The sequence below is a fragment of the Scandinavium sp. genome (genome assembly GCF_051650185.1).
Taxonomy (GTDB): Bacteria; Pseudomonadota; Gammaproteobacteria; order Enterobacterales; family Enterobacteriaceae; genus Scandinavium.
In genome coordinates this window covers 1-19601 of the sequence record NZ_JBOFIN010000025.1, presented here as the reverse complement: position 1 = coordinate 19601, position 19601 = coordinate 1, and the positions used below count along the sequence as shown (strand labels likewise).

Genomic DNA, 19601 nt, shown 5'->3' with positions numbered 1-19601 from the left:
AAGCGGGCATTTTTGACGGAGACCGAAGATGAAGGTCGTTCGCCATCAGCAAATCGTCACCCTTCTCGAACAAACCCAGACGCTCACGACAGATGAGCTGGCGGCTGCTCTCAGCGTCAGTAAAGAAACGGTACGCCGCGATTTAAGCGAGCTGCAACGGCAGGGAAAAATCCAGCGCAGCCACGGGCGTGCACGCGTGATCCGTCGCAATAACCAGGGCAATGAATCCCCGTTTCAGACCCGCCTCAAAAGCCATTATGCCCACAAATCGGATATCGCCCGGCATGCATTAGCCTGGATTGATGAAGGCATGACGATTGCGCTGGATGCCAGTTCAACCTGTTGGTTTCTGGCCCGCCAGCTTCCGGATATCCACCTGACTGTGTTTACCAACAGCCATTTAGTGTGTACGGAACTGGGTAAACGCGAACATATCAGGCTTATCAGTTCCGGTGGACAGCTCCAGCGGGAATATGGCTACTACGTCAATCCGGCACTGGTGCCGCAACTCAAAACGCTGGATATCGATCTGTTTATCTTTTCCTGTGAAGGCGTTGATCGTAGCGGGGTGATGTGGGATTCCAGTGCGCATAACGCCAGCTATAAATCGTTGCTTCTCAGGCGGGCATCACAGTCGTTACTGCTGATGGACAAGAGCAAATTTAATCGCTCCAGCGAAGTACGCATTGGCGCACTCGGTGAAGTGACGCATCTGATTTCAGATGTGGAGCCGGAACAGGTGCCCTAAGATTTTCCCCGGCCGCTGATGCCCTGGAACTGTTTGGCGACATCAACGAAATAGTCCGTCAGATAGTTAATACAGACCTGAACCTTGAGCGGCAGCTTATCTTTCTCGGTATAGACCGCATAAACCGGGCGTGGATCGGACTGATAACGCGGCAGCAGGATCTCCAGCTCGCCACGATTGATCTCGTTGATCACCCACATCAGCGGCACGAAGGCGATCCCGGCCCCGGCGGTCAACCAGCGATTGAGCGTCATCGGATCGTTGGTCACAAAGCGGCCCTGAGGGATAAGCTTCGTGGAAAGCCCTTCCGGCGCAATAAGCTCAAACTCATTGTGCGGACGGATGCTGTATTCCAGCCAGGAATGGCTGGCGAGATCGGCGGGTTTTTCCGGCGTGCCTGCCTGTTGCAGATAGCTTTTTGCCGCGCAAAGCACCATCGGCATTGAGCCCAGGCGGCGGGAAAAGAGTCCGGAATCCTGAAGTGCGCCGACGCGAATCACCAGATCCAGACCATCGGCAATTAAATCAGGTGCGGGGATGCCAGTGACCAGGTTGACGGACAACTCCGGGTACTCTTTCAGCATTTCCGCAGTGATTTTTGCGAGCACATTTTGTGCCATGGTTGAAGAACAGCCAACCCGCAGCGTGCCGATGGGGGTGTTGTTAAAGGCATAAAGCTGCTCGTGAACATCCTGAACTTCATGCAGCATTCGGCGGCAGCCCTGATAATAAATCTTACCGGCTTCTGTCAGCCCGATACTGCGCGTGCTGCGGTTCAGCAGCTTAACCTGTAGCTCATCTTCAAGCTTTGAGACGGTCTGGCTTATCGAGCTTACGCTCATTTCCAGCTGCCTGGCAGCCGCGGTAAAAGAGCCCAGTTCCACCACTTTGGCGAAAACCGACATGCGTTTTAGTCGTTCCATTGTTCACTCTGACTTAAAAGTGATTTAGATCACATAATATAGATCACGTGATAACAGTTACGTTAATATACTGTTAGTTGAATAAGTAAAGCTTCACTACTCTCACCTGCACTCTCTACATCAAGGTCAACATGAGTCTGTTTCCCGTCATCGTGATTTTCGGTCTCTCGTTTCCGCCGATCTTCTTCGAGTTGCTATTGTCGTTAGCCATTTTTTGGCTGCTGCGCCGGGTGCTTGTCCCAACCGGGATCTATGATTTTGTCTGGCATCCTGCGCTTTTTAATACTGCGCTGTACTGCTGTTTGTTCTATCTGATATCGCGCTTGTTCGTTTGAGGTCGCTGTGAAAACACTAACAAGAAAAATTACCCGTACGGCCATCACGCTGATTATGGTGGTGTTGGCCTTCATCGCTATTTTCCACGCCTGGGTCTATTACACCGAATCGCCGTGGACTCGCGACGCCCGTTTCAGTGCGGACGTAGTGGCAATCGCGCCGGATGTCGCCGGGCTTATCACTGCAGTGAACGTCAAGGATAACCAACTGGTTAAGAAAAACCAGGTGTTGTTCACCATCGACCAGCCGCGCTACCAGAAAGCGCTCGAAGAAGCGGATGCCGACGTTGCCTATTACCAGGCACTGGCTGCCGAAAAACGCCGTGAAGCGGGGCGTCGTAACCAGCTGGGTACCATGGCGATGTCTCGTGAAGAGATAGACCAGGCCAATAACATTTTGCAGACCGTGGAGCATCAGCTGGCGAAAGCCCAGGCGACACGCGAACTGGCGCGTCTTGATCTCGAACGCACTGTCATTCGCGCCCCAGCCGACGGTTGGGTGACGAACCTCAACGTTTACACCGGTGAATTTATTACCCGTGGCTCCACTGCCGTCGCGTTAGTGCAAAAGGACAGCTTCTATGTGATGGCCTACATGGAAGAAACCAAACTCGAAGGGGTTCGCCCGGGTTACCGCGCTGAAATCACCCCGCTCGGTAGCACCAAGGTCATCAAAGGCACCGTGGACAGCGTGGCCGCTGGGGTCACTAACGCCAGCAGCAGCAGCGATGCCAAAGGCATGGCGACCATTGACTCCAACCTGGAGTGGGTGCGTCTGGCGCAACGTGTGCCGGTTCGTATTCATCTTGATGAACAGCAGGGGAATTTGTGGCCTGCCGGCACTACCGCCACCGTGATCATCACCGGCACGAAAGACAGAGACACGAGCCAGATGTCTTTCTTCCAGAAGCTCGGTATGCGTCTGCGTGAGTTCGGTTAATCGCTATGGGCATTTTCTCCATTGCCAACCAGCACATTCGCTTTGCGGTCAAACTGGCCTGCGCGATTGTGCTGGCGCTGTTTGTCGGCTTTCACTTCGAGCTTGAAACCCCACGCTGGGCCGTGCTGACCGCAGCGATTGTCGCGGCGGGCCCTGCGTTCGCTGCTGGCGGTGAACCGTATTCTGGCGCGATTCGCTACCGTGGCATGCTGCGTATCTGCGGAACGTTTATCGGCTGTATCGCGGCATTAACCATCATCATCCTGATGATCCGCGCTCCGTTGTTGATGGTGATGGTGTGCTGTCTGTGGGCCGGTTTCTGCACCTGGGTCTCCTCGCTCGTTAAAGTTGAAAACTCCTACGCCTGGGGCCTGGCGGGTTATACCGCGCTGATCATTGTGATCACTATTCAGAATCAACCTTTGCTTTCCCCGCAGTTTGCCGTTGAGCGCTGTAGTGAGATAGTGATCGGGATTGTCTGTGCGATCGTCGCCGATCTGCTGTTTTCCCCGCGTTCCATTAAGCAAGAAATTGACCGTGAGCTGGATGCGCTGATGGTGGCGCAATATCAGCTTATGCAGCTGTGTATCCGCCACGGTGACAGCGAAGAAGTCGATAATGCATGGGCCGCTCTGGTGCGCAGAACTCAGGCGCTGGAGGGCATGCGCAGCAATCTGCACATGGAGTCTTCACGTTGGGCGCGTGCCAATCGCCGTCTTAAAGCGCTGAATACTCTTTCGCTCACGCTGATCACCCAGGCGTGTGAAACCTACCTGATCCAGAATACCCGTCCGGAATTTATTACCGCCGAATGGCGCGAGATGTTCGAAGTGCCCGTGGAAAGCGTGCAGGATGTTCATAAGCAGCTCAAACGGATGCGCCGCATACTTGCCTGGACGGGTCAGCACAACACGCCGATTACGCTCTATACCTGGATCGGGGCGGCCACACGCTATCAACTGCTGAAGCGCGGCGTGGTCTGCAATGCCAGAATCAACGCGCGTGAAGAAGAGATTTTGCAGGGTGAAGTGGTGGTGAAAGTCGAATCCGCTGAACGTCACCATGCGATGGTTAACTTTTGGCGAACCACGCTTGCCTGTGCGCTGGGAACCCTCTTCTGGCTGTGGACCGGCTGGACGTCAGGCAGTGGCGCAATGGTGATGATTGCTGTTGTAACGGCGCTGGCGATGCGTTTGCCTAATCCACGAATGGTGGCGATAGACTTCCTGCTGGGCACCATTGCCGCGCTGCCGCTGGGTGCGCTCTATTTCCTGGTGATCATTCCCTCCACTCAGCAAAGCATGCTGCTGTTATGTATCAGCCTCGCGGTACTGGCGTTCTTTATTGGGATTGAAGTGCAGAAACGGCGGCTGGGATCGCTCGGCGCACTGGCCAGCACCATCAATATTCTGGTGCTGGACAACCCGATGACCTTCCACTTTAGTCAGTTCCTCGACAGTGCTCTGGGTCAGCTGGTGGGCTGTTTCCTCGCCCTGATGGTGATTCTGCTGGTGCGCGACAACTCCCAGGCTCGCACGGGCCGGGTGTTGCTGAATCAGTTTGTGTCTGCCGCCATTTCGTCGCTCACCACCAACAAGGCAAGACGTAAGGAAAACCATCTGCCCGCGCTGTATCAGCAGCTGTTTATGTTGCTGAATAAATTCCCGGGGGATCTGGCGAAGTATCGTCTGGCGCTGAACCTGATCATTGCTCATCAGCGTCTGCGTGATGCACCCGTTCCGGTGAATGAAGATTTATCGGCGTTCCACCGTCAGCTTCGGCGGACGGCGGATAAAGTGATCTCTGCCAGCAGCGATGACAAACGCAGCCGGTACTTCGGACGCCTGCTGGAGGAGCTGGATATCTATCAGGAAAAACTGCTCATCTGGGAAGCGCCGCTGCAGGTCACGGAGCCGGTGAAAAGACTTACCGGGATGCTGCGGAAATATCAGCATGCATTGACGGTGAATTAACGCCCGGTGGCGCTTCGCTTACCAGGCCTACGTGGGCCTGTGCAACTCTATGGACCGACGCCAAAAGCGTCGGTTTTTTTATGGCTATACTTAACTGTTATCACAGGACACCACGGTCGGAGGAATCATGACAACGCAGGCACTCCAGGATAACGAACTTTTTCAAACGGGTTTTTTTGTTGATGGCGTATGGAAATCCCTTGAGACGACATTCGACGTCGTTAACCCGGCAACAGGGGAAGTGATCGCCAAAGTCGCGAAAGCAGGTAAGAAAGAAACCGAAGCCGCGATTGCCGCAGCAAGCAAAGCTTTCCCACTCTGGCGGGCGAAAACGGCGAAAGAGCGCTCCGAAATTCTCTATCGCTGGTATCAGTTAATCATCGAGAACAAAGCCTGGCTTGGCAGATTGATGACCACCGAGCAGGGCAAGCCGATAAAAGAAGCGGAAGGCGAAGTGGAATACTCCGCAAGCTTTATTCAGTGGTTTGCCGAACAGGGCAAACGCGCTAACGGCGAAATCATTCCGCCCGTCAAACCCGGCTCCCGAATTCTGGCGACCCGTGAACCTGTTGGTGTGGTCGCGGCGATCACGCCGTGGAATTTCCCTATGGCCATGCTGACGCGCAAACTGGGCCCGGCGTTAGCTGCGGGGTGTACCGGCGTCATCAAGCCAGCCAACAATACGCCGCTCAGCGCTTTTGCTCTCCTGCAATTAGCCAAAAAAGCGGGTGTTCCTGACGGTGTGCTGAATGCCGTCGCGGGAAATACGCAAGAAATCAGTGACGCCATCATGGCAAGCCACGAAGTGCGCAAGATCTCTTTCACCGGCTCGACGGCCGTGGGCAAGACGCTGGTGCGTAATGCCGCAGAGACGATGAAGAAAGTGTCGATGGAGTTGGGCGGCAACGCACCTTACATCGTCTTTGACGATGCGGACATTGATGCTGCGGTGAAAGGCGCTATTGCCAATAAGTTCCGCAATGCCGGGCAGGTGTGCGTCAGCGTTAACCGCTTCTATATTCAGGAAAAGGTTTATGACGATTTTACCCGCAAGCTGGCAGACGCGGTGAATATCCTGAAAGTGGGCAATGGAGCGGAAGAGGGCGTGGTGGTTGGCCCGTTGATCGAACCCTCCGCAGTCAAAAAGGTGCGTGAACACGTTGAAGATGCCGTAGCCAAAGGGGCAAGCGTGCTCGCCGGAGGCAAAGCCCATGCGTTGGGCGGCAATTTCTGGCAACCGACCGTGTTGGGCGATTGCAGCGATAACATGCAGTTAGCTCAGGAAGAAACCTTTGGCCCGGTCGCAGCCTGCTTCCGTTTCACCAGCGAGGAGGAAGTTATTCAGCGTGCGAACAACACGCCGTTTGGCCTCGCCGCTTATTTCTATACTCAGAATTTACAGCGGGTCTTCCGGGTCTCACAGGCGCTGGAAAGCGGCATGATCGGGATTAATGAGTGTGCCGTCTCCACCGAGCTGGGGCCATTTGGTGGCGTGAAAGAGTCCGGGCTTGGCCGCGAGGGATCGGTGTTAGGGCTGGAGGAGTTTTTGGAAGTCAAAACCCTGCATCTTGGGGGATTATAAGCGAATACAAAGGGCGGCTTGTGCCGCCCGTCTGGGGTGAGGCGGGGCATGCATGAAAAGCTATACCTTTGATTTCAAACATATCGGCAATCAAAACGATTTTTACCGTGAGTTTACCCGCACGTTTTCCCTTGCGGGTGTGCAGATTCGCGATCTTGATTCACTCTGGGAAGCCGTGACCAACAGCGAGTTACCGTTGCCGCTGGAGATTGAGTTTATCCATCTCGACGAGGCACAGCACCGACGCTACGGCGCACTCATTTTGCTGTTTGATGAAGCGGAAGAAGAGCTGGAAGGGATGCTGCGTTTTAACGTACGCCACAAATAAAAAGGTTTATCGTGGTTGAGTAGGCCGGGCAATAAAACAAAAAAGCCCCCGACAGGCGGGGGCAAGTCGTCAGTAAGACGACGAGGGTTTATTTGTACAGCTCAGCCGTAGCGTGCCAGGTATCGCCTGAACGCGCTTCGATAATGCGGTAGGAAGAAGCACCTTCTTTTTCAGCTTTAGCAGCCAGTTCATGACGCATGTCCATTGGTGCGCTACCTACCTGAGAAACAGAGACGGTACCCATGGACTGCAGGTTTTGTGCCTGCTCTGCGCTAACCTGATGAACAGCAGCACCGGCGCTGAAAGACAGAACAGATGCCAGACCCAGGGATGCGATAATCATTGCGTTTTTCATAATCTTTACCTCAATTCAGTGATACGCGGCGAGAAGGTTTGAACTGCTTTTTTTATGCCTGGTGCCGCGGGGTTACATTCGTTTTTTGCTTCTGACTAGAAAGAAAACTTATTTGTACAGCTCTGCAGTGGCGTGCCAGCTTTTACCAGTGCGTGCTTCGATGATGCGGTAAGAAGAAGCACCTTGTTCCTGGGCTTTTTGATCCAGCATCTGGTGCATGTCCATTGGAGAAGAACCGACAGCACCGACAGAAACAGTTCCAATCGCCTGGCGATTAGCGGCCTGGTCTGCATTGATGGAATCTGCTGCAAAAGCGCCGAAAGAGAGAACAGAAAGGATGGTCAATGCGCTTACAGTGGTTTTGATTTTCATAATATTCACCTCGTCGAATTTTTTATCAGGGCCTTGTTTCGTGACCCTCATCACAAAATCAAGTATACACTAATCACCTAAAAAATTAATACCAGGCTAATGATTGCCCGTGTAATTAAATGTCAAAAAACGTCATTTTTATAACTAAAAGGCATTAGAAATGGCAGGGAATGCAAAAGTTACTCTATTAACAATAAGAAAATCATAGAGATAGATGAATTTGATATTTTGTGCGATTTTGCTAACGAGATTCACTGGATGAATACATTAAGGCAGTGAAACGCACTTAATGTTAAAGAAAAGGGAGGTTTATGTAGCGCTTCGGTGCGTCAGGAAGGGAGGAGACTCTCCGGCGCTAACCGGAGAGGGGTCGCTTACAGTTCTTGCTCGAATAACACCAGAATGGCTTCGTACAACTCTTTTACCGTGAAACCGCGTGCGGGAGTGGTGAAGATGGTGTCATCGCCCGCGATGCTACCCAGAATGCCTTCTGCTTTACCCAAAGAATCCAGCAGACGAGCAATCAACTGTGCCGCGCCCGGGCTTGTGTGGATAACCACCACCGCATCGTTATAGTCGATGTCCAGCACCAGATTCTTCAGCGGGCTGGAGGTGGTTGGGACGCCAAGCTCAGCAGGCAGACAATAAACCATCTCCATTTTGGCGTTGCGGGTACGGACTGCACCGAACTTCGTCAGCATGCGGGAGACTTTAGACTGATTGATATTATCAAAGCCTTCTTCCTGCAATGCCTGGACGATTTCGCCCTGAGAACTGAATTTTTCTTCTTTAAGCAGCGCTTTAAACGCTTTGACTAATTCTTCTTGCTTAGACGAGCTTCGCATAAGTCACCCATATCATGGCGGGAAAAACAACATTATTATGCATATGAATGAATTTTTATGCAAATTATCTGCCATCAATAAGGCTGAAATAATGTTATGAAAGGGAACGATTTTATCAAAAATCGTTATCAGGGAACATGCTTTCGTCACGGCGCGGAAATAAGGGTAAAAGTAAATCAATTGTTATCAAAATGATGTTGTTTTGCCCAACTTGCTGGGTGTATTGTAACCAGTAGTCGACTGGTTACGCCGTCGCGTTAAGCCTGATTCAGGCGGTAAAGTGAGCGATAACAACGCAATGCTGCGGGGAACGCCGCATTCTGTAACGCCGCTTATTGTTATTGTTTACCTTGTGAATTAAGGTTGCCGCAACGGAGTTTCGGTAGATGAAACTAACCATAATAAGGAGTTTAGGATGAAAGTCGCAGTCCTCGGCGCAGCTGGCGGTATCGGTCAGGCGCTTGCCCTACTACTTAAGACCCAACTGCCTTCCGGCTCAGAACTCTCCCTGTATGATATCGCGCCAGTCACACCTGGCGTGGCGGTTGATCTCAGCCATATCCCGACCGCGGTCAGGATCAAAGGCTTTTCCGGCGAAGACGCAACACCAGCACTGGAAGGCGCTGATGTGGTGCTGATTTCTGCCGGTGTCGCGCGTAAACCAGGGATGGATCGTTCCGATCTGTTTAACGTCAACGCGGGCATCGTGAAGAACCTCGTGCAGCAGGTTGCGAAAACCTGTCCGAAAGCCTGCATTGGGATCATCACCAACCCGGTTAACACCACGGTCGCGATTGCAGCAGAAGTGCTGAAGAAAGCGGGCGTTTATGACAAAAACAAACTGTTTGGTGTGACCACGCTGGATATCATCCGCTCGAATACTTTTGTGGCGGAACTGAAAGGTAAACAGCCAACAGACGTTGAAGTGCCGGTTATCGGTGGTCACTCAGGCGTGACGATTCTGCCGCTGCTGTCGCAAATTCCAGGTGTGAGCTTCTCCGAACAGGAAGTGGCAGACCTGACGAAGCGTATTCAGAACGCAGGCACCGAAGTGGTGGAAGCGAAAGCCGGTGGCGGCTCCGCGACACTGTCTATGGGCCAGGCGGCGGCTCGCTTTGGTCTTTCTCTGGTGCGTGCACTGCAGGGTGAGAAAGGCGTTGTTGAGTGTGCTTATGTTGAAGGTGACGGCGAACATGCTCGCTTCTTCTCACAGCCGCTGCTGCTCGGCAAGAACGGGGTGGAAGAGCGCCAGTCTATCGGCAAGCTGAGCGCGTTTGAACAACACGCGATGGAAGGCATGCTCGATACCCTGAAGAAAGATATCGTGCTGGGTGAAGAGTTTGTGAACAAGTGATGTTCATAGCTTTCCAGTAACGATAATGTGCGGGCTGCTTAGCCCGCATTTTTTTTGATTCCGTTCTGATTGTGATGCGTCTGGCCATTTGTTATTGAAATGTGATCAGCATTGCAACTTCAACAATCCCTGCCTGTTTCTTGATTTTTTGGCCACGATCGGCCTGATTTTCCACCTGCCTCTTAAGGCGCTTCAACTTTCGTCTGCCCTATATTGGCTTCATCTTGCAGCCATTCGCGGGGAAATCCATGACATCGCTAATGCTCCGACGCAGTGACTACTTCACCAGTGCCGCCCATCCAGTGGCGGTGGAACACCGCAGTCCTCAGGATCCGTTCCCGCTTCATCGGCATGATTTTGACGAGATAGTCATTGTCTGGCGGGGGAATGGCTTGCACATCTGGAATGGTTTGCCGCACCGCATTACCTATGGCGACATGTTTTACGTTACCCAGCAGGACTCTCACTACTACGAGTTGGTCGACAATCTTGAGCTGGGCAACATTCTTTTTTGCCGCGATCGTCTGCGTATCGGTACGGACTGGAACAGTCTGTTACCCGGCACCGAAACGGATCAGGAAAGCCGCAGCTGGCGCTTAACCGTTGAATCGCTGGCGTTGATACGTCAACAGGTTGAACGCCTGGATGCGGAATGTCGCAGGCAAGATTCGATTTCCCTGAGGCTGACGGAATCCCTTTTTCTCGAACTGACGCTGCTGCTTATGCGCCATCGCTGTGCGCCTGATAAGCCGATGGTTCAGGCGCGAAAGGATATCGATCTGGTGATGGCGACGCTGGGTTCGCATCTCAACGAGAAGTTCGAACTGGACTCGCTTTGTTCGCGGCATCAGCTTTCTCCGCGATCGGTGCGGGATGCCTTTAAGCAAATGACAGGCATGACCATCAGCCGCTACCAGATGCAGCGCCGGCTTTGCCACGCCATCTTTTTGCTGGGGACCAGCGAACTGCCTATTTCTGAAGTTGCTGCGGTGAGCGGTTTTAGCGACAGCAATTACTTTTCCGTCATGTTTCAAAAAACCTTTAATCAGTCCCCCAGCCACTGTCGACGAGCATTGCAGACGGCTGGAACCGGGCGAGGCCTTTTTCCCTTTTCAGGCAATTTACTCTCTCAAGGAGACACTTTATGAATGCACAGGACAAGCTTAACGCGGCCTTATTTGGCATTGGATTAAACACCTACTGGCCGCAATTTGCCGGGCTGGAACAGCGGTTATTGGGGTATTTGCAGGACATTGAGCAGCGTCTTGCCGCCCCGCAGCTAAACATCATTAACGGTGGCCTGCTGGATTCGACCGAGAAAAGCGATGCTTTCGCCCGGGAGCTCAAACAGGCCGCGCCGGATGTCATCATTATTGCTATCAGCACCTACGCTCTCAGCTCGACGGTGCTGCCGTTAGTGCAGCAATTCTCCGTACCGGTGCTGATCCTGGCCTTACAGCCGGAGCGCACATTGCCATATAGCGCGATCCGCGATTTGCCGGATCGCGGCGCGCGTACCGGTGAATGGCTGGCGCATTGTCAGGCTTGCAGTGCGCCTGAGCTGGCAAACGTCTTTAACCGCGCCGGGATCCGCTGGGAAATGATCGTCGGAGCGCTGAATAACGATCCGCACGTCTGGCAGCAAACGGAAGCCTGGCTTGGCGCTCACATCCTGAAAATGCGCCTCGCGCAAACCCATATTGGCGTGCTTGGGCATTACTACAACGGCATGTACGACGTCTATTCCAACATGACTAACCTGTCGGCAAAGCTGGGTGTGCGCTTCCAGCCGCTGGAGATGTGCGAGCTGCTGCACTGGCGCGAGCAGGTCACACCCGCGCAACTGGACGATAAGCAGCGCGAAATTAACGACAAACTCACCACCGATCCCAGCTGCGAAGCGAAAGAATTGCAGCGAGCGATGCACACCGCCGTCGCGCTCGACAGCCTGGTTCGTGAAAACTCGCTCGATGCGCTCGCCTATTACTACGAAGGCTCGTCGGGTAACGCCTACGAAAACATCGTCACCTCACTGATTCTGGGTAACACCCTGCTGACGGGGCGCGATATCCCTGTCTCCGGTGAGTACGAAGTCAAAAATGTCATTGCGATGAAAATCATGTCGCTGCTTGGGGCGGGCGGTTCCTTTGCTGAGCCGTACGGCATTGATTTTGATGATGACGTGGTGCTGTGGGGCCACGATGGCCCGGCGCATCCGGCCATGGCAGAAAGTGAGGTGCGCCTGGTGCCGCTGCCGGTTTATCACGGCAAACCAGGGAAAGGCATCTCTATTCAGATGAGCGTACGCAACGGCCCGGTGACCTTCCTGTCCGTGGTGGAAGATATCCACAACCAGGTGATTTTGCAGTATGCCGAAGGGGAATCCGTCGAGGGCGAAGTGCTGGACATCGGCAACACCAACAGCCGCTACCGCTTTGCGAACGGAGCGCGGGCCTTTACAGAACAGTGGTCTCGCGGCGGGGCCGCGCATCACTGCGCCATCGGCATCGGGCATCACGGTGAGACGCTGGAAAAACTGGCCACGCTGCTCGGGATCAGGGCAAACCGCATTGTGTAAAAGCTGAGGAGAATCAAATGAGTGCAAAAATTGGCGTTTTGGCTATCGGGCTGGAGGCGTACTGGCCCCAGTTTTCAGGCATGAAGGCGCGTTTGCTGGATCACCATCATCAGCTGGTGGAAAAGTTTTCAGGACGGGATGTTGTCTCCGTGGGGATGGTGGATAACCCAACGCGAGCACGCGAAGCTGGCCTGCGCTTCCAGGCCGAAGATGTGGACATCGTTTTTTGCCATCTGACGACCTACGCCTCTTCGGAATCGCTCCTGCCCGTTGTGCGCGCGCTGGGTAACGTCACGCTGGTGCTGCTTAACGTGCAGTCTGTTCCCGCGCTGGATCTGGATAACACGCACACCATTGATGACTGGTTGGGGAAAGGCTGTACCTGTGCGGGGCTTCCTGAAATGACCGCTGTGCTTCGTCGTTTTGAGCATCCGTTTGCGGTGGTGACGGGGTATCTCAATGGTGACGACATCCTGGACGCGGCAATCGAGGAGTGGTGTGCTGCCGCCGATGCCTGCCGCCGCCTGAAGTCCGGCAATATCGGCATCCTGGGTCGCCCTTATCCGGGGATGATGGATTTGAACGTCGATGAAACGCAGATATTCCGTACCTTCGGCAGCTACGTTAAGCATCTGAACTGGGAAGATATTGCTGCCAATGTCGCCTGTGGTTTTGGCCCGGATGCCATCGAGCAGGCAAGCCGTCGGGTCAAAGAGGTCTTCCGGCTTCCGGCGGATCTGGATGAGCAGCACCTGACGTCGATGATCGAGGTGTATCTGGCGACCCAAAAGCTGGTTGACGATCACCAGCTGATCGCACTGTCGAACCATTTTGAAGTTCAGCCCAGCGGCTACATGCACCAGATTATCTCCGCCTCTAATCCGGTCTTTTCCATGCTGACACAGCAGGGCATTGCCTCGCCGGTTGAGGCAGACGTAAAAGTGGCGATAGCACTGACGCTGATGAAATCGCTGTCCGGGAGTGCGACGCTCACCGAACTCTACTCGATGGATTTCAATCAGGATCTCTGCATCCTGGGTCACAGCGGGGCGGGCGATCCTGATATTGCCGACGAAAAATCCCTGCTGAAAATGAGCCCTGTTTTCCATGGTAAACCGGGCAGCGGTTTCCTGACGCAGTTCACGCCAGCGCCCGGCCCGGTGACGCTGGCATCCGTCACGCAGGGCTCGGACGGTCAGTATCTGCTGGTGCTGGCCGAAGGGGAACTGGTTGAGGGGAAAACCCTACAACTGGGCGATACCAATGCCCTGTTCCGCTTCCGCAATGGAATGCGCACGTTTGTGAATGCCTGGTCTGCCTGTGGCCCAACGCACCACTGTGCGATGGGGCGCGGGCATCACGCTCAGGCCTTCCATAAGCTGGGACAACTGCTGAATATCCCTGTCCTCGAAGTGTGATTTGACCTGCGCATGATCGCCTGCGCTGTTGGCGTCGATCGTGGTTGCGCGTTGTTCGTTCGTCGTACGGGAAGCGTTAACGCTTCCCCTCTTAACCCTGGCTCCTTTGTGGCACAGCGTGCTGCAGGGACTCCCTTTGCCGAAATCTGGCAAAGGGGGCAAACAAAAATATTCAGAAGAGGTTAAACATGAACAGGATATCGCCCTCCGCCACACTCGCCGCTCACGGCAAAGGCTACAGCTTTCTGGTTGCGATAGGGGCCAGCATCGGTGGTCTGCTGTACGGCTATGACACCGGAATTATCGCCAGCGCGTTGCTGTTTCTGCGTGATGATTTCGGCATTGCGAATGACGCCTTTATGCAGTCGGTGGTGACGTCCGCCACGCTGCTGGGCGCGATTTTTGGCGCACTGCTCACCGGCCCGCTGTCTGATCGTCTTGGCCGACGTCATACCGTCATCGTCATATCAGTCCTGTTTGCGCTCTTTGCTCTGGGGTGTGCGCTCTCTACTTCCCTCAGCATGCTGATTGTAATGCGTTTTCTGCTCGGTCTTGGCGTTGGCGGCTCGTCACAGATTGTGCCGATGTACATTGCCGAACTGGCACCCGCTCACCGGCGTGGTGCTCAGGGCGTGCTGTTCCAGATGATGATTTGCGTCGGGACTTTGCTCGCCTATGCGACAGGCTATCTGCTTGGGCCCACAGGTTCGTGGGAATGGATGCTCGGGATTGCCGTTATTCCGGCCGTGATTTTCATCGTGGTGATGGTGTTCCTGCCGGAAAGCCCGCGCTGGCTGGTGGGTAAGCATCAGGTTGAACGGGCAAAAGCCATTCTGATGCGCGTAGGGCGCACTGAACACGAAGCTGTGCTTGAGGTGAATGAAATCCAGCGTTTACATCTGGAGCAGGAGTCCAGCTGGCGTGAGCTTTTCCAGCCGTGGGTTCGCCCGGCGTTAATTGCTGGTCTGGGCATCGCCATTTTCTCTCAGGCAACCGGGATCAGCGCCATTATCTATTACGCCCCATCGCTGCTGGTGATGGCGCAGTTTGGTACTGCGGCCGCCACGCTGGGCTCGGTTGGCATCGGTGTGGTGCTGACGCTTTTCACGCTGCTGGGTATCTGGCTGCTGGATGTGCTTGGGCGTCGCCGCTTAATGCTCATCGGCCTGCCGGGAGCGGTGATTGTGCTGGCGGTGATGTCGCTGCTGCTGCCGTGGTCGCCGGACTCACATCGGATCCTCAGCGAGACCAGCAAAGTGGTTGTGCTGGTGTGCCTGCTGGGCTATTTCGCGTTTAACGGCGGCAGCCTTTCCGTTGTGACCTGGCTTTACTGCGCCGAAATCTTCCCGCTTGGCGTTCGCGGCAAAGGTACTGCTCTTTGCTCCTTCACGCTGTGGACGGTCAATTTTATCGTCACTCTTCTCCTCTTCTTCACTGCCGATGCGTTGGGTATCGGTCTTGTGTTTGGCGCTCTGGCTTTCGTCAACGCGCTGGCCTGGATTTTTGTCTGGCGCTATGCGCCTGAAACCCGCGGTCGCAGCCTGGAAGATATCGAACAAAGCCTGATTAACGGGCGCTTCAGCCCGCGCACGTCGGCTACATCTCACATTGTCATTAACTCTGATTGAGGTTGATATGGAATCGAAAATCGCTGTGCCTGATACCCAGCAGTCGCTGTTCCTGACAGGAAAAGAGACGCTGGAGTTGCAAACAACGGAAGTGCCTCAGCCGCAGCCGGGCGAGGTGTTAGTCAAAATTGGCTCGGTTGGCGTGTGTGGCTCGGACAAGCATTTCTATTTTGAGGGTCGCTGCGGCAGTGAAATTATCACCGAACCGATGATCATGGGGCATGAGTTTGGCGGCACGATCGTTGCGGTGGGCAAAGGCGTGAGCAATGCCCTAATCGGTCAGCGTGTTTCTGTTGATCCCCTGGTGCCATGCGGCCATTGCGCGCACTGTTTGCAGGGCAACTACAACATTTGCCCGACGCAGAAGTTCTTCGGCGTGCCGGGCACTTACGGCGCGATGCAGAACTATTTATGCGTGCCGACGCGCAATGCTCATGCGATCGGTGATGCCGTCAGCGATCACGCGGCGGCAATGGTGGAAACCATTTCTGTTGCGTTAGCGGGGGTGCAAAAAGGGTGCATCGGGCTTGGTTCACGCGTGCTTATCACCGGCGGCGGGCCTGTTGGCCTGTTTGCCGTGCAGGTGGCGAAAGCCTGTGGTGCGACAGAAGTGGTGCTGGTCGAGCCGCAGGACGGGCGGCGTCGCATCGCCCATGAGTTCGGTGCAGAAACGTTGCAAAGCCTGGCAGAGAATGACCGCCAGTATGATGTGCTACTGGAATGCACGGGTGTGCAGTCGGTGCGCCACGATGCCTGCCTGAGCGTCGTTTCCGGCGGGCGGGCAATCATCATTGGTGTGGGCGAGCCGATTGGCGGATTCCCGATGTCGGCCGTCATTGAGCGGGAGGTCACGATCCACGGTGTGATGCGCTACAAATTCACCTGGCCTGCGGTGATTGCCGCGCTGGAGGCGCAAAAGCTGAATGCCGATATTCTGGTGAGCCGAAGCCTGCCGCTGTCGCGCGCGCAGGAAGCCTGGACGCAGCCTGTCGCCAATGAGATCAAAACGATGATTGAGGTTAACGGCTAGAAAAAACGAAGCCCGGGTTAACCGGGCTTTGCTGTTTTAGTTGGTGGCGGGGTATTCCTGAATGGTGACCTTCAGCGTCAGCTTCTTATCATCGCGCATCACCACAACAGGGATAACGGAGCCAGGGCGAATTTCTGCCACCTGATCCATGGTCTCCAGCGCTGACACGGCAGGTTTATCATTCACGGTAACAATCACGTCGTTCACCTGAATGCCTGCTTCTGCCGCCGGGCCACCTGAAGCGACTTCATTCACCACAATGCCCTGAATCTGATCCAGCGCGCCACCCTGAGTGTGGAGCGGCGCAATTTCACGCCCGCTAATCCCGATATAACCACGAATCACGCGGCCATCACGAATCAGCTTGTCCATGATTTTTGTTGCCAGCTGGAAAGGAATGGCGAAACCAATGCCTTCCGGCGTTTCGCCATCGTTGCTCTTATCAAAGGAAAGGGTGTTGATGCCCATCAGTTCGCCCAGCGAGTTGACCAGCGCGCCGCCGGAGTTGCCGTGGTTGATGGAGGCATCCGTTTGCAGGAAATTCTGCCGACCTGACGGATTCAGGCCGATGCGCCCGGTGGCGCTGATAATGCCCTGAGTGATGGTTTGGCCCAGGTTATACGGGTTACCAATCGCCAGCACGACATCACCGATATGCGGCACGCGTTTGGGATTGATGGGAATAACGGGCAAGCCGCCGTTGGCGGTGATTTTCAGTACGGCCAAATCAGTCAGGGTGTCGGAACCGACCAGCAGCGCTTCGAACACGCGCCCGTCCTGCAAAGCGACGATGATCTGGTCGGCATCGTTAATCACGTGCTTGTTGGTAATGATGTACCCACGCTCGTCCATAATCACGCCCGACCCCAGGGTCAGCATATTATGGCTGGTGTTGTTTAACGCACGGTTGTAGACGTTAACCACGGCAGGTGCCGCACGTTTCACAGCCTGATTGTAGCTGGCAGGGGATTCGTCCGTACTGTCATACGGCGCGGTGGACAACGGATTAAATTGACGCAATGACGGCATGGCGGCCAACAGAATGCCACCCACAATACAACCAATCGCGACGGAACGCAGGAGCTTTACAAGCATGATGCCTTTATCACTGGTAAGGAAACAGGCGCAGCATAACATGAGTTTTTCGGGCATCGCGCAGAGGATGCCCGAAAAATTTCACTTAACGCAGCAGCAGATAGATACTTTCATTGCCGCGCATCACGTTGAGCGCAATGATCGCGGGTTTGGACTCCAGAACTTTGCGCATTTCGGCAATCGACTGAATTCGTTCACGGTTGATGCCGATGATGACATCGCCTTTATGCAACCCAACCTGTGCCGCCGCGCTGCCTTTCTCAACTTCGTCGAGCACGATCCCTTTGGTGCCATCTTTCATCTGACCATCGCTCAATGAAGCACCTTGCAGGGCAGGGGTGATCAGTTCGGCGCTGGCGGTCGACGAGGTGCTTTTATCCAGGGTGACTTCTACATCCAGCGGTTTGCCGGCGCGCAGTAAGCCCAGTTTCACTTTTGTACCCGGCTCGGTGGTGGCAATCCTTGAACGCAATTCTGCGAAGCTATTAAGCGGTTTACCGTTCAGGCTGACTATCACGTCGCCTGATTTAATGCCTGCTTTTGCTGAGCCAGAATTTGGCAGAACTTCACTAACAAAGGCCCCGCGCTGAATATCGAGGTTGAAAGCTTTCGCGATATCGGCAGTCATTTCCATGCCTTTGATACCGAGCAGGCCACGCTTAATTTCGCCAAACTGAATCAGCTGTTTTGCCAGAGTAATGGCCATGTTGCTGGGAATGGCAAAGCCGATGCCGACGCTGCCACCGGCAGGGGCCAGAATCGCGGTATTGATGCCGACCAGCTCGCCATTAAGATTCAGCAGCGCGCCGCCGGAGTTGCCCCGGTTGATGGAGGCGTCGGTCTGAATGAAGTTTTCCAGACCTTCCAGATTGAGGCCGCTGCGCCCTAAAGCAGAAATGATGCCCGACGTGGCGGTTTGACCGAGGCCAAACGGGTTGCCGACGGCGACGGCGAAATCGCCGACCCGAAGCTTGTCGGAATCGGCAATCGCGATTTGTGTCAGGTGATCGGCTTTTTGCAGTTGCAGCAGCGCGATGTCGCTTTGATCGTCGCTTCCTACCAGTTTGGCATCAAACTCCCGGCCATCGTTCAGCTGTACGCTGATTTTCTGCGCCTGATTCACGACGTGATTGTTCGTCAGCACGTAGCCCTTTGCCGCATCAATGATGACACCGGAACCCAGGCCTTCAAACGGCTGAGGCTGATCGTTTGGCGCGTCATCGCCAAAATACTTTTTCAGTTCATCCGGGACTTGCCCGTTTTGGGCGGGTGAGGCGGTGCCTTCAACCTGCACGCTGACCACCGCAGGAAGCACTTTCTCCAGCATCGGTGCAAGGCTAGGCAGTTGGCCTTGCCCTGGGACCGCAGAAGGCAGAGAGGCCGACACCGGCGCGGCAGCGCCAAGAGACAGTCCAACACTTAACGCTAACGCACTTAATAATAAGGTTTGTTTTTTCATTGATGCTGGCTCTCATTACCTGAGGAGGAGAAAGAAAAAATGCCCATAAACAGCCCGATGTTATTGAATTTTCGGACGCCTAACAATGAGGTGATGACTAAATAATAGCTGGGAAGGGGGGGAAGAGGCGGGCGCAGGGGGCGCGCCCGTAAAAAATAGTCGGAAAGAGGGTGATCAGTCGCGTTTAACGCCGCTGCGCAGCAGGCCGGATGCGCCATCAGAGTAATCGCGAGGCATCTGAACCGGAGCCTGATCGTTGCTGGCTTCAGATTCTGCCAGACGATTGCGGAATGGGTTTTCCTCTGCGCTCATTTCCGGCAGCAGGTTGCTGGAGCTTTTCGCCATGTGCTGATACAGCTGGCGGTAATCATGCGCCATGTTGTCGAGCAGCTCTGCGCTGCGGGCAAAGTGGCTGACTAACTCTTCACGATATTCGTCCAGCTCTGCTTTGTTCTTTTCCAGTTCGTATTGCAGGGCTTGCTGCTGGCGTAACTTGCGATTGCCAAAACGCATTGCGACGGCGCCAATGATGATACCGACGACTAAACCAATTAGCGCATATTCCCAGGTCATGAACTTCTCCCGTTGTTTTGTGGTTCCGTAGGGTGGCAAAAAGGCTCCTCGCCTGCGCCCGATAG

19 protein-coding genes are annotated in these 19601 nt (G+C 54.5%); 12 read left to right on the top strand and 7 right to left on the bottom strand.

What is annotated here, in order from left to right; genetic code table 11:
* Positions 1–28: 28 nt before the first annotated feature.
* Entirely contained in the window at positions 29–748 is a 720-nt protein-coding gene (fucR, locus tag ACRCWW_RS02900) for an L-fucose operon activator (RefSeq protein WP_438681051.1), read from the top strand.
* Here fucR and aaeR read toward each other — a convergent pair.
* On the bottom strand, positions 745–1671 hold the full coding sequence (gene aaeR / locus ACRCWW_RS02895; RefSeq protein ID WP_404657593.1) for an HTH-type transcriptional activator AaeR: 927 nt from the start codon (positions 1669–1671) through the stop codon (positions 745–747). The two genes, fucR and aaeR, sit on opposite strands and share 4 nt — an antisense overlap.
* Before the next feature lie 131 nt (positions 1672–1802).
* On the opposite strand from aaeR, the gene aaeX reads away from it, so the two are divergent.
* The 5 genes from aaeX to ACRCWW_RS02870 all read left to right on the top strand — a co-directional run bounded on the left by aaeX (position 1803) and on the right by ACRCWW_RS02870 (position 6829).
* A complete protein-coding gene (gene aaeX, locus ACRCWW_RS02890; RefSeq protein WP_154158984.1) occupies positions 1803–2006 on the top strand; it encodes a p-hydroxybenzoic acid efflux pump operon protein AaeX in 204 nt (67 codons plus the stop codon).
* Positions 2007–2013: 7 nt separating this feature from the next.
* A complete protein-coding gene (gene aaeA, locus ACRCWW_RS02885) occupies positions 2014–2946 on the top strand; it encodes a p-hydroxybenzoic acid efflux pump subunit AaeA (protein ID WP_438681050.1) in 933 nt (310 codons plus the stop codon).
* Positions 2947–2951: 5 nt separating this feature from the next.
* Positions 2952–4919 carry a p-hydroxybenzoic acid efflux pump subunit AaeB gene (gene aaeB / locus ACRCWW_RS02880; protein ID WP_438681049.1) on the top strand — a complete coding sequence of 656 codons (1968 nt, stop codon included), beginning with the start codon at positions 2952–2954 and terminating at the stop codon, positions 4917–4919.
* A 127-nt stretch (positions 4920–5046) separates the two neighbouring features.
* Positions 5047–6501 carry an NAD-dependent succinate-semialdehyde dehydrogenase gene (locus ACRCWW_RS02875; protein WP_438681048.1) on the top strand — a complete coding sequence of 485 codons (1455 nt, stop codon included), beginning with the start codon at positions 5047–5049 and terminating at the stop codon, positions 6499–6501.
* Between the two features lie 52 nt (positions 6502–6553).
* Positions 6554–6829: a barstar family protein gene (locus ACRCWW_RS02870; RefSeq protein ID WP_438681047.1), complete on the top strand. Its 276-nt coding sequence runs from the start codon at positions 6554–6556 to the stop codon at positions 6827–6829.
* A gap of 88 nt (positions 6830–6917) precedes the next feature.
* Here ACRCWW_RS02870 and yhcN-B read toward each other — a convergent pair whose 3' ends face one another.
* The 3 genes from yhcN-B to argR all read right to left on the bottom strand — a co-directional run bounded on the left by yhcN-B (position 6918) and on the right by argR (position 8401).
* A complete protein-coding gene (gene yhcN-B / locus ACRCWW_RS02865; RefSeq protein WP_330984018.1) occupies positions 6918–7184 on the bottom strand; it encodes a DUF1471 family stress response protein YhcN-B in 267 nt (88 codons plus the stop codon).
* Positions 7185–7292: 108 nt separating this feature from the next.
* A complete protein-coding gene (gene yhcN, locus ACRCWW_RS02860; RefSeq protein ID WP_438681046.1) occupies positions 7293–7556 on the bottom strand; it encodes a peroxide/acid stress response protein YhcN in 264 nt (87 codons plus the stop codon).
* A gap of 374 nt (positions 7557–7930) precedes the next feature.
* Positions 7931–8401: a transcriptional regulator ArgR gene (gene argR / locus ACRCWW_RS02855; protein WP_438681045.1), complete on the bottom strand. Its 471-nt coding sequence runs from the start codon at positions 8399–8401 to the stop codon at positions 7931–7933.
* 415 nt (positions 8402–8816) lie between these two features.
* Between argR and mdh the strand changes: the two genes are divergently transcribed.
* The 6 genes from mdh (at position 8817) to ACRCWW_RS02825 (ending at position 16409) form a co-directional block, all read left to right on the top strand.
* Positions 8817–9755, top strand: a complete 939-nt coding sequence (gene mdh / locus ACRCWW_RS02850; RefSeq protein WP_438681044.1) for a malate dehydrogenase — start codon at positions 8817–8819, stop codon at positions 9753–9755.
* A 260-nt stretch (positions 9756–10015) separates the two neighbouring features.
* Positions 10016–10903, top strand: coding sequence for a helix-turn-helix domain-containing protein (locus ACRCWW_RS02845; RefSeq protein ID WP_438681043.1), 888 nt, complete (start codon positions 10016–10018; stop codon positions 10901–10903).
* Positions 10900–12333: an arabinose isomerase gene (locus tag ACRCWW_RS02840; RefSeq protein WP_438681042.1), complete on the top strand. Its 1434-nt coding sequence runs from the start codon at positions 10900–10902 to the stop codon at positions 12331–12333. The genes ACRCWW_RS02845 and ACRCWW_RS02840 overlap by 4 nt, the downstream gene beginning before the upstream one ends.
* A 17-nt stretch (positions 12334–12350) precedes the next feature.
* Positions 12351–13751 (top strand): sugar isomerase, encoded by a 1401-nt coding sequence (locus tag ACRCWW_RS02835; protein ID WP_438681041.1) that lies wholly within the window; start codon positions 12351–12353, stop codon positions 13749–13751.
* Between the two features lie 188 nt (positions 13752–13939).
* The gene (locus ACRCWW_RS02830) at positions 13940–15379 is read left to right on the top strand and encodes a sugar porter family MFS transporter (RefSeq protein WP_438681040.1); all 1440 of its coding nucleotides are present in this window, start codon (positions 13940–13942) and stop codon (positions 15377–15379) included.
* 7 nt (positions 15380–15386) lie between these two features.
* Positions 15387–16409, top strand: coding sequence for an alcohol dehydrogenase catalytic domain-containing protein (locus tag ACRCWW_RS02825; protein ID WP_438681039.1), 1023 nt, complete (start codon positions 15387–15389; stop codon positions 16407–16409).
* A gap of 36 nt (positions 16410–16445) precedes the next feature.
* On the opposite strand, the gene degS is transcribed toward ACRCWW_RS02825, so the two are convergent.
* The 3 genes from degS to zapG all read right to left on the bottom strand — a co-directional run bounded on the left by degS (position 16446) and on the right by zapG (position 19536).
* The gene (degS, locus tag ACRCWW_RS02820) at positions 16446–17504 is read right to left on the bottom strand and encodes an outer membrane-stress sensor serine endopeptidase DegS (protein WP_438681038.1); all 1059 of its coding nucleotides are present in this window, start codon (positions 17502–17504) and stop codon (positions 16446–16448) included.
* Between the two features lie 85 nt (positions 17505–17589).
* Positions 17590–18963, bottom strand: coding sequence for a serine endoprotease DegQ (degQ, locus tag ACRCWW_RS02815; protein WP_438681037.1), 1374 nt, complete (start codon positions 18961–18963; stop codon positions 17590–17592).
* A 174-nt stretch (positions 18964–19137) separates the two neighbouring features.
* Positions 19138–19536, bottom strand: a complete 399-nt coding sequence (gene zapG, locus ACRCWW_RS02810; protein ID WP_330984012.1) for a Z-ring associated protein ZapG — start codon at positions 19534–19536, stop codon at positions 19138–19140.
* Between the last annotated feature and the right edge of the window lie 65 nt (positions 19537–19601).

Bases quoted from the DNA above. Each gene is read 5' to 3' on its own strand.
- ACRCWW_RS02835 (WP_438681041.1), top strand. From the start codon at position 12,351: ATGAGTGCAAAAATTGGCGTTTTGGCTATCGGGCTGGAGGCGTACTGG.
- yhcN-B (WP_330984018.1), bottom strand. From the start codon at position 7,184: ATGAAAAACGCAATGATTATCGCATCCCTGGGTCTGGCATCTGTTCTG.
- mdh (WP_438681044.1), top strand. From the start codon at position 8,817: ATGAAAGTCGCAGTCCTCGGCGCAGCTGGCGGTATCGGTCAGGCGCTT.
- aaeR (WP_404657593.1), bottom strand. From the start codon at position 1,671: ATGGAACGACTAAAACGCATGTCGGTTTTCGCCAAAGTGGTGGAACTG.
- argR (WP_438681045.1), bottom strand. From the start codon at position 8,401: ATGCGAAGCTCGTCTAAGCAAGAAGAATTAGTCAAAGCGTTTAAAGCG.
- degS (WP_438681038.1), bottom strand. From the start codon at position 17,504: ATGCTTGTAAAGCTCCTGCGTTCCGTCGCGATTGGTTGTATTGTGGGT.
- ACRCWW_RS02870 (WP_438681047.1), top strand. From the start codon at position 6,554: ATGAAAAGCTATACCTTTGATTTCAAACATATCGGCAATCAAAACGAT.
- ACRCWW_RS02845 (WP_438681043.1), top strand. From the start codon at position 10,016: ATGCTCCGACGCAGTGACTACTTCACCAGTGCCGCCCATCCAGTGGCG.
- yhcN (WP_438681046.1), bottom strand. From the start codon at position 7,556: ATGAAAATCAAAACCACTGTAAGCGCATTGACCATCCTTTCTGTTCTC.
- fucR (WP_438681051.1), top strand. From the start codon at position 29: ATGAAGGTCGTTCGCCATCAGCAAATCGTCACCCTTCTCGAACAAACC.
- zapG (WP_330984012.1), bottom strand. From the start codon at position 19,536: ATGACCTGGGAATATGCGCTAATTGGTTTAGTCGTCGGTATCATCATT.
- aaeX (WP_154158984.1), top strand. From the start codon at position 1,803: ATGAGTCTGTTTCCCGTCATCGTGATTTTCGGTCTCTCGTTTCCGCCG.
- ACRCWW_RS02840 (WP_438681042.1), top strand. From the start codon at position 10,900: ATGAATGCACAGGACAAGCTTAACGCGGCCTTATTTGGCATTGGATTA.
- ACRCWW_RS02875 (WP_438681048.1), top strand. From the start codon at position 5,047: ATGACAACGCAGGCACTCCAGGATAACGAACTTTTTCAAACGGGTTTT.
- aaeB (WP_438681049.1), top strand. From the start codon at position 2,952: ATGGGCATTTTCTCCATTGCCAACCAGCACATTCGCTTTGCGGTCAAA.
- ACRCWW_RS02825 (WP_438681039.1), top strand. From the start codon at position 15,387: ATGGAATCGAAAATCGCTGTGCCTGATACCCAGCAGTCGCTGTTCCTG.
- degQ (WP_438681037.1), bottom strand. From the start codon at position 18,963: ATGAAAAAACAAACCTTATTATTAAGTGCGTTAGCGTTAAGTGTTGGA.
- ACRCWW_RS02830 (WP_438681040.1), top strand. From the start codon at position 13,940: ATGAACAGGATATCGCCCTCCGCCACACTCGCCGCTCACGGCAAAGGC.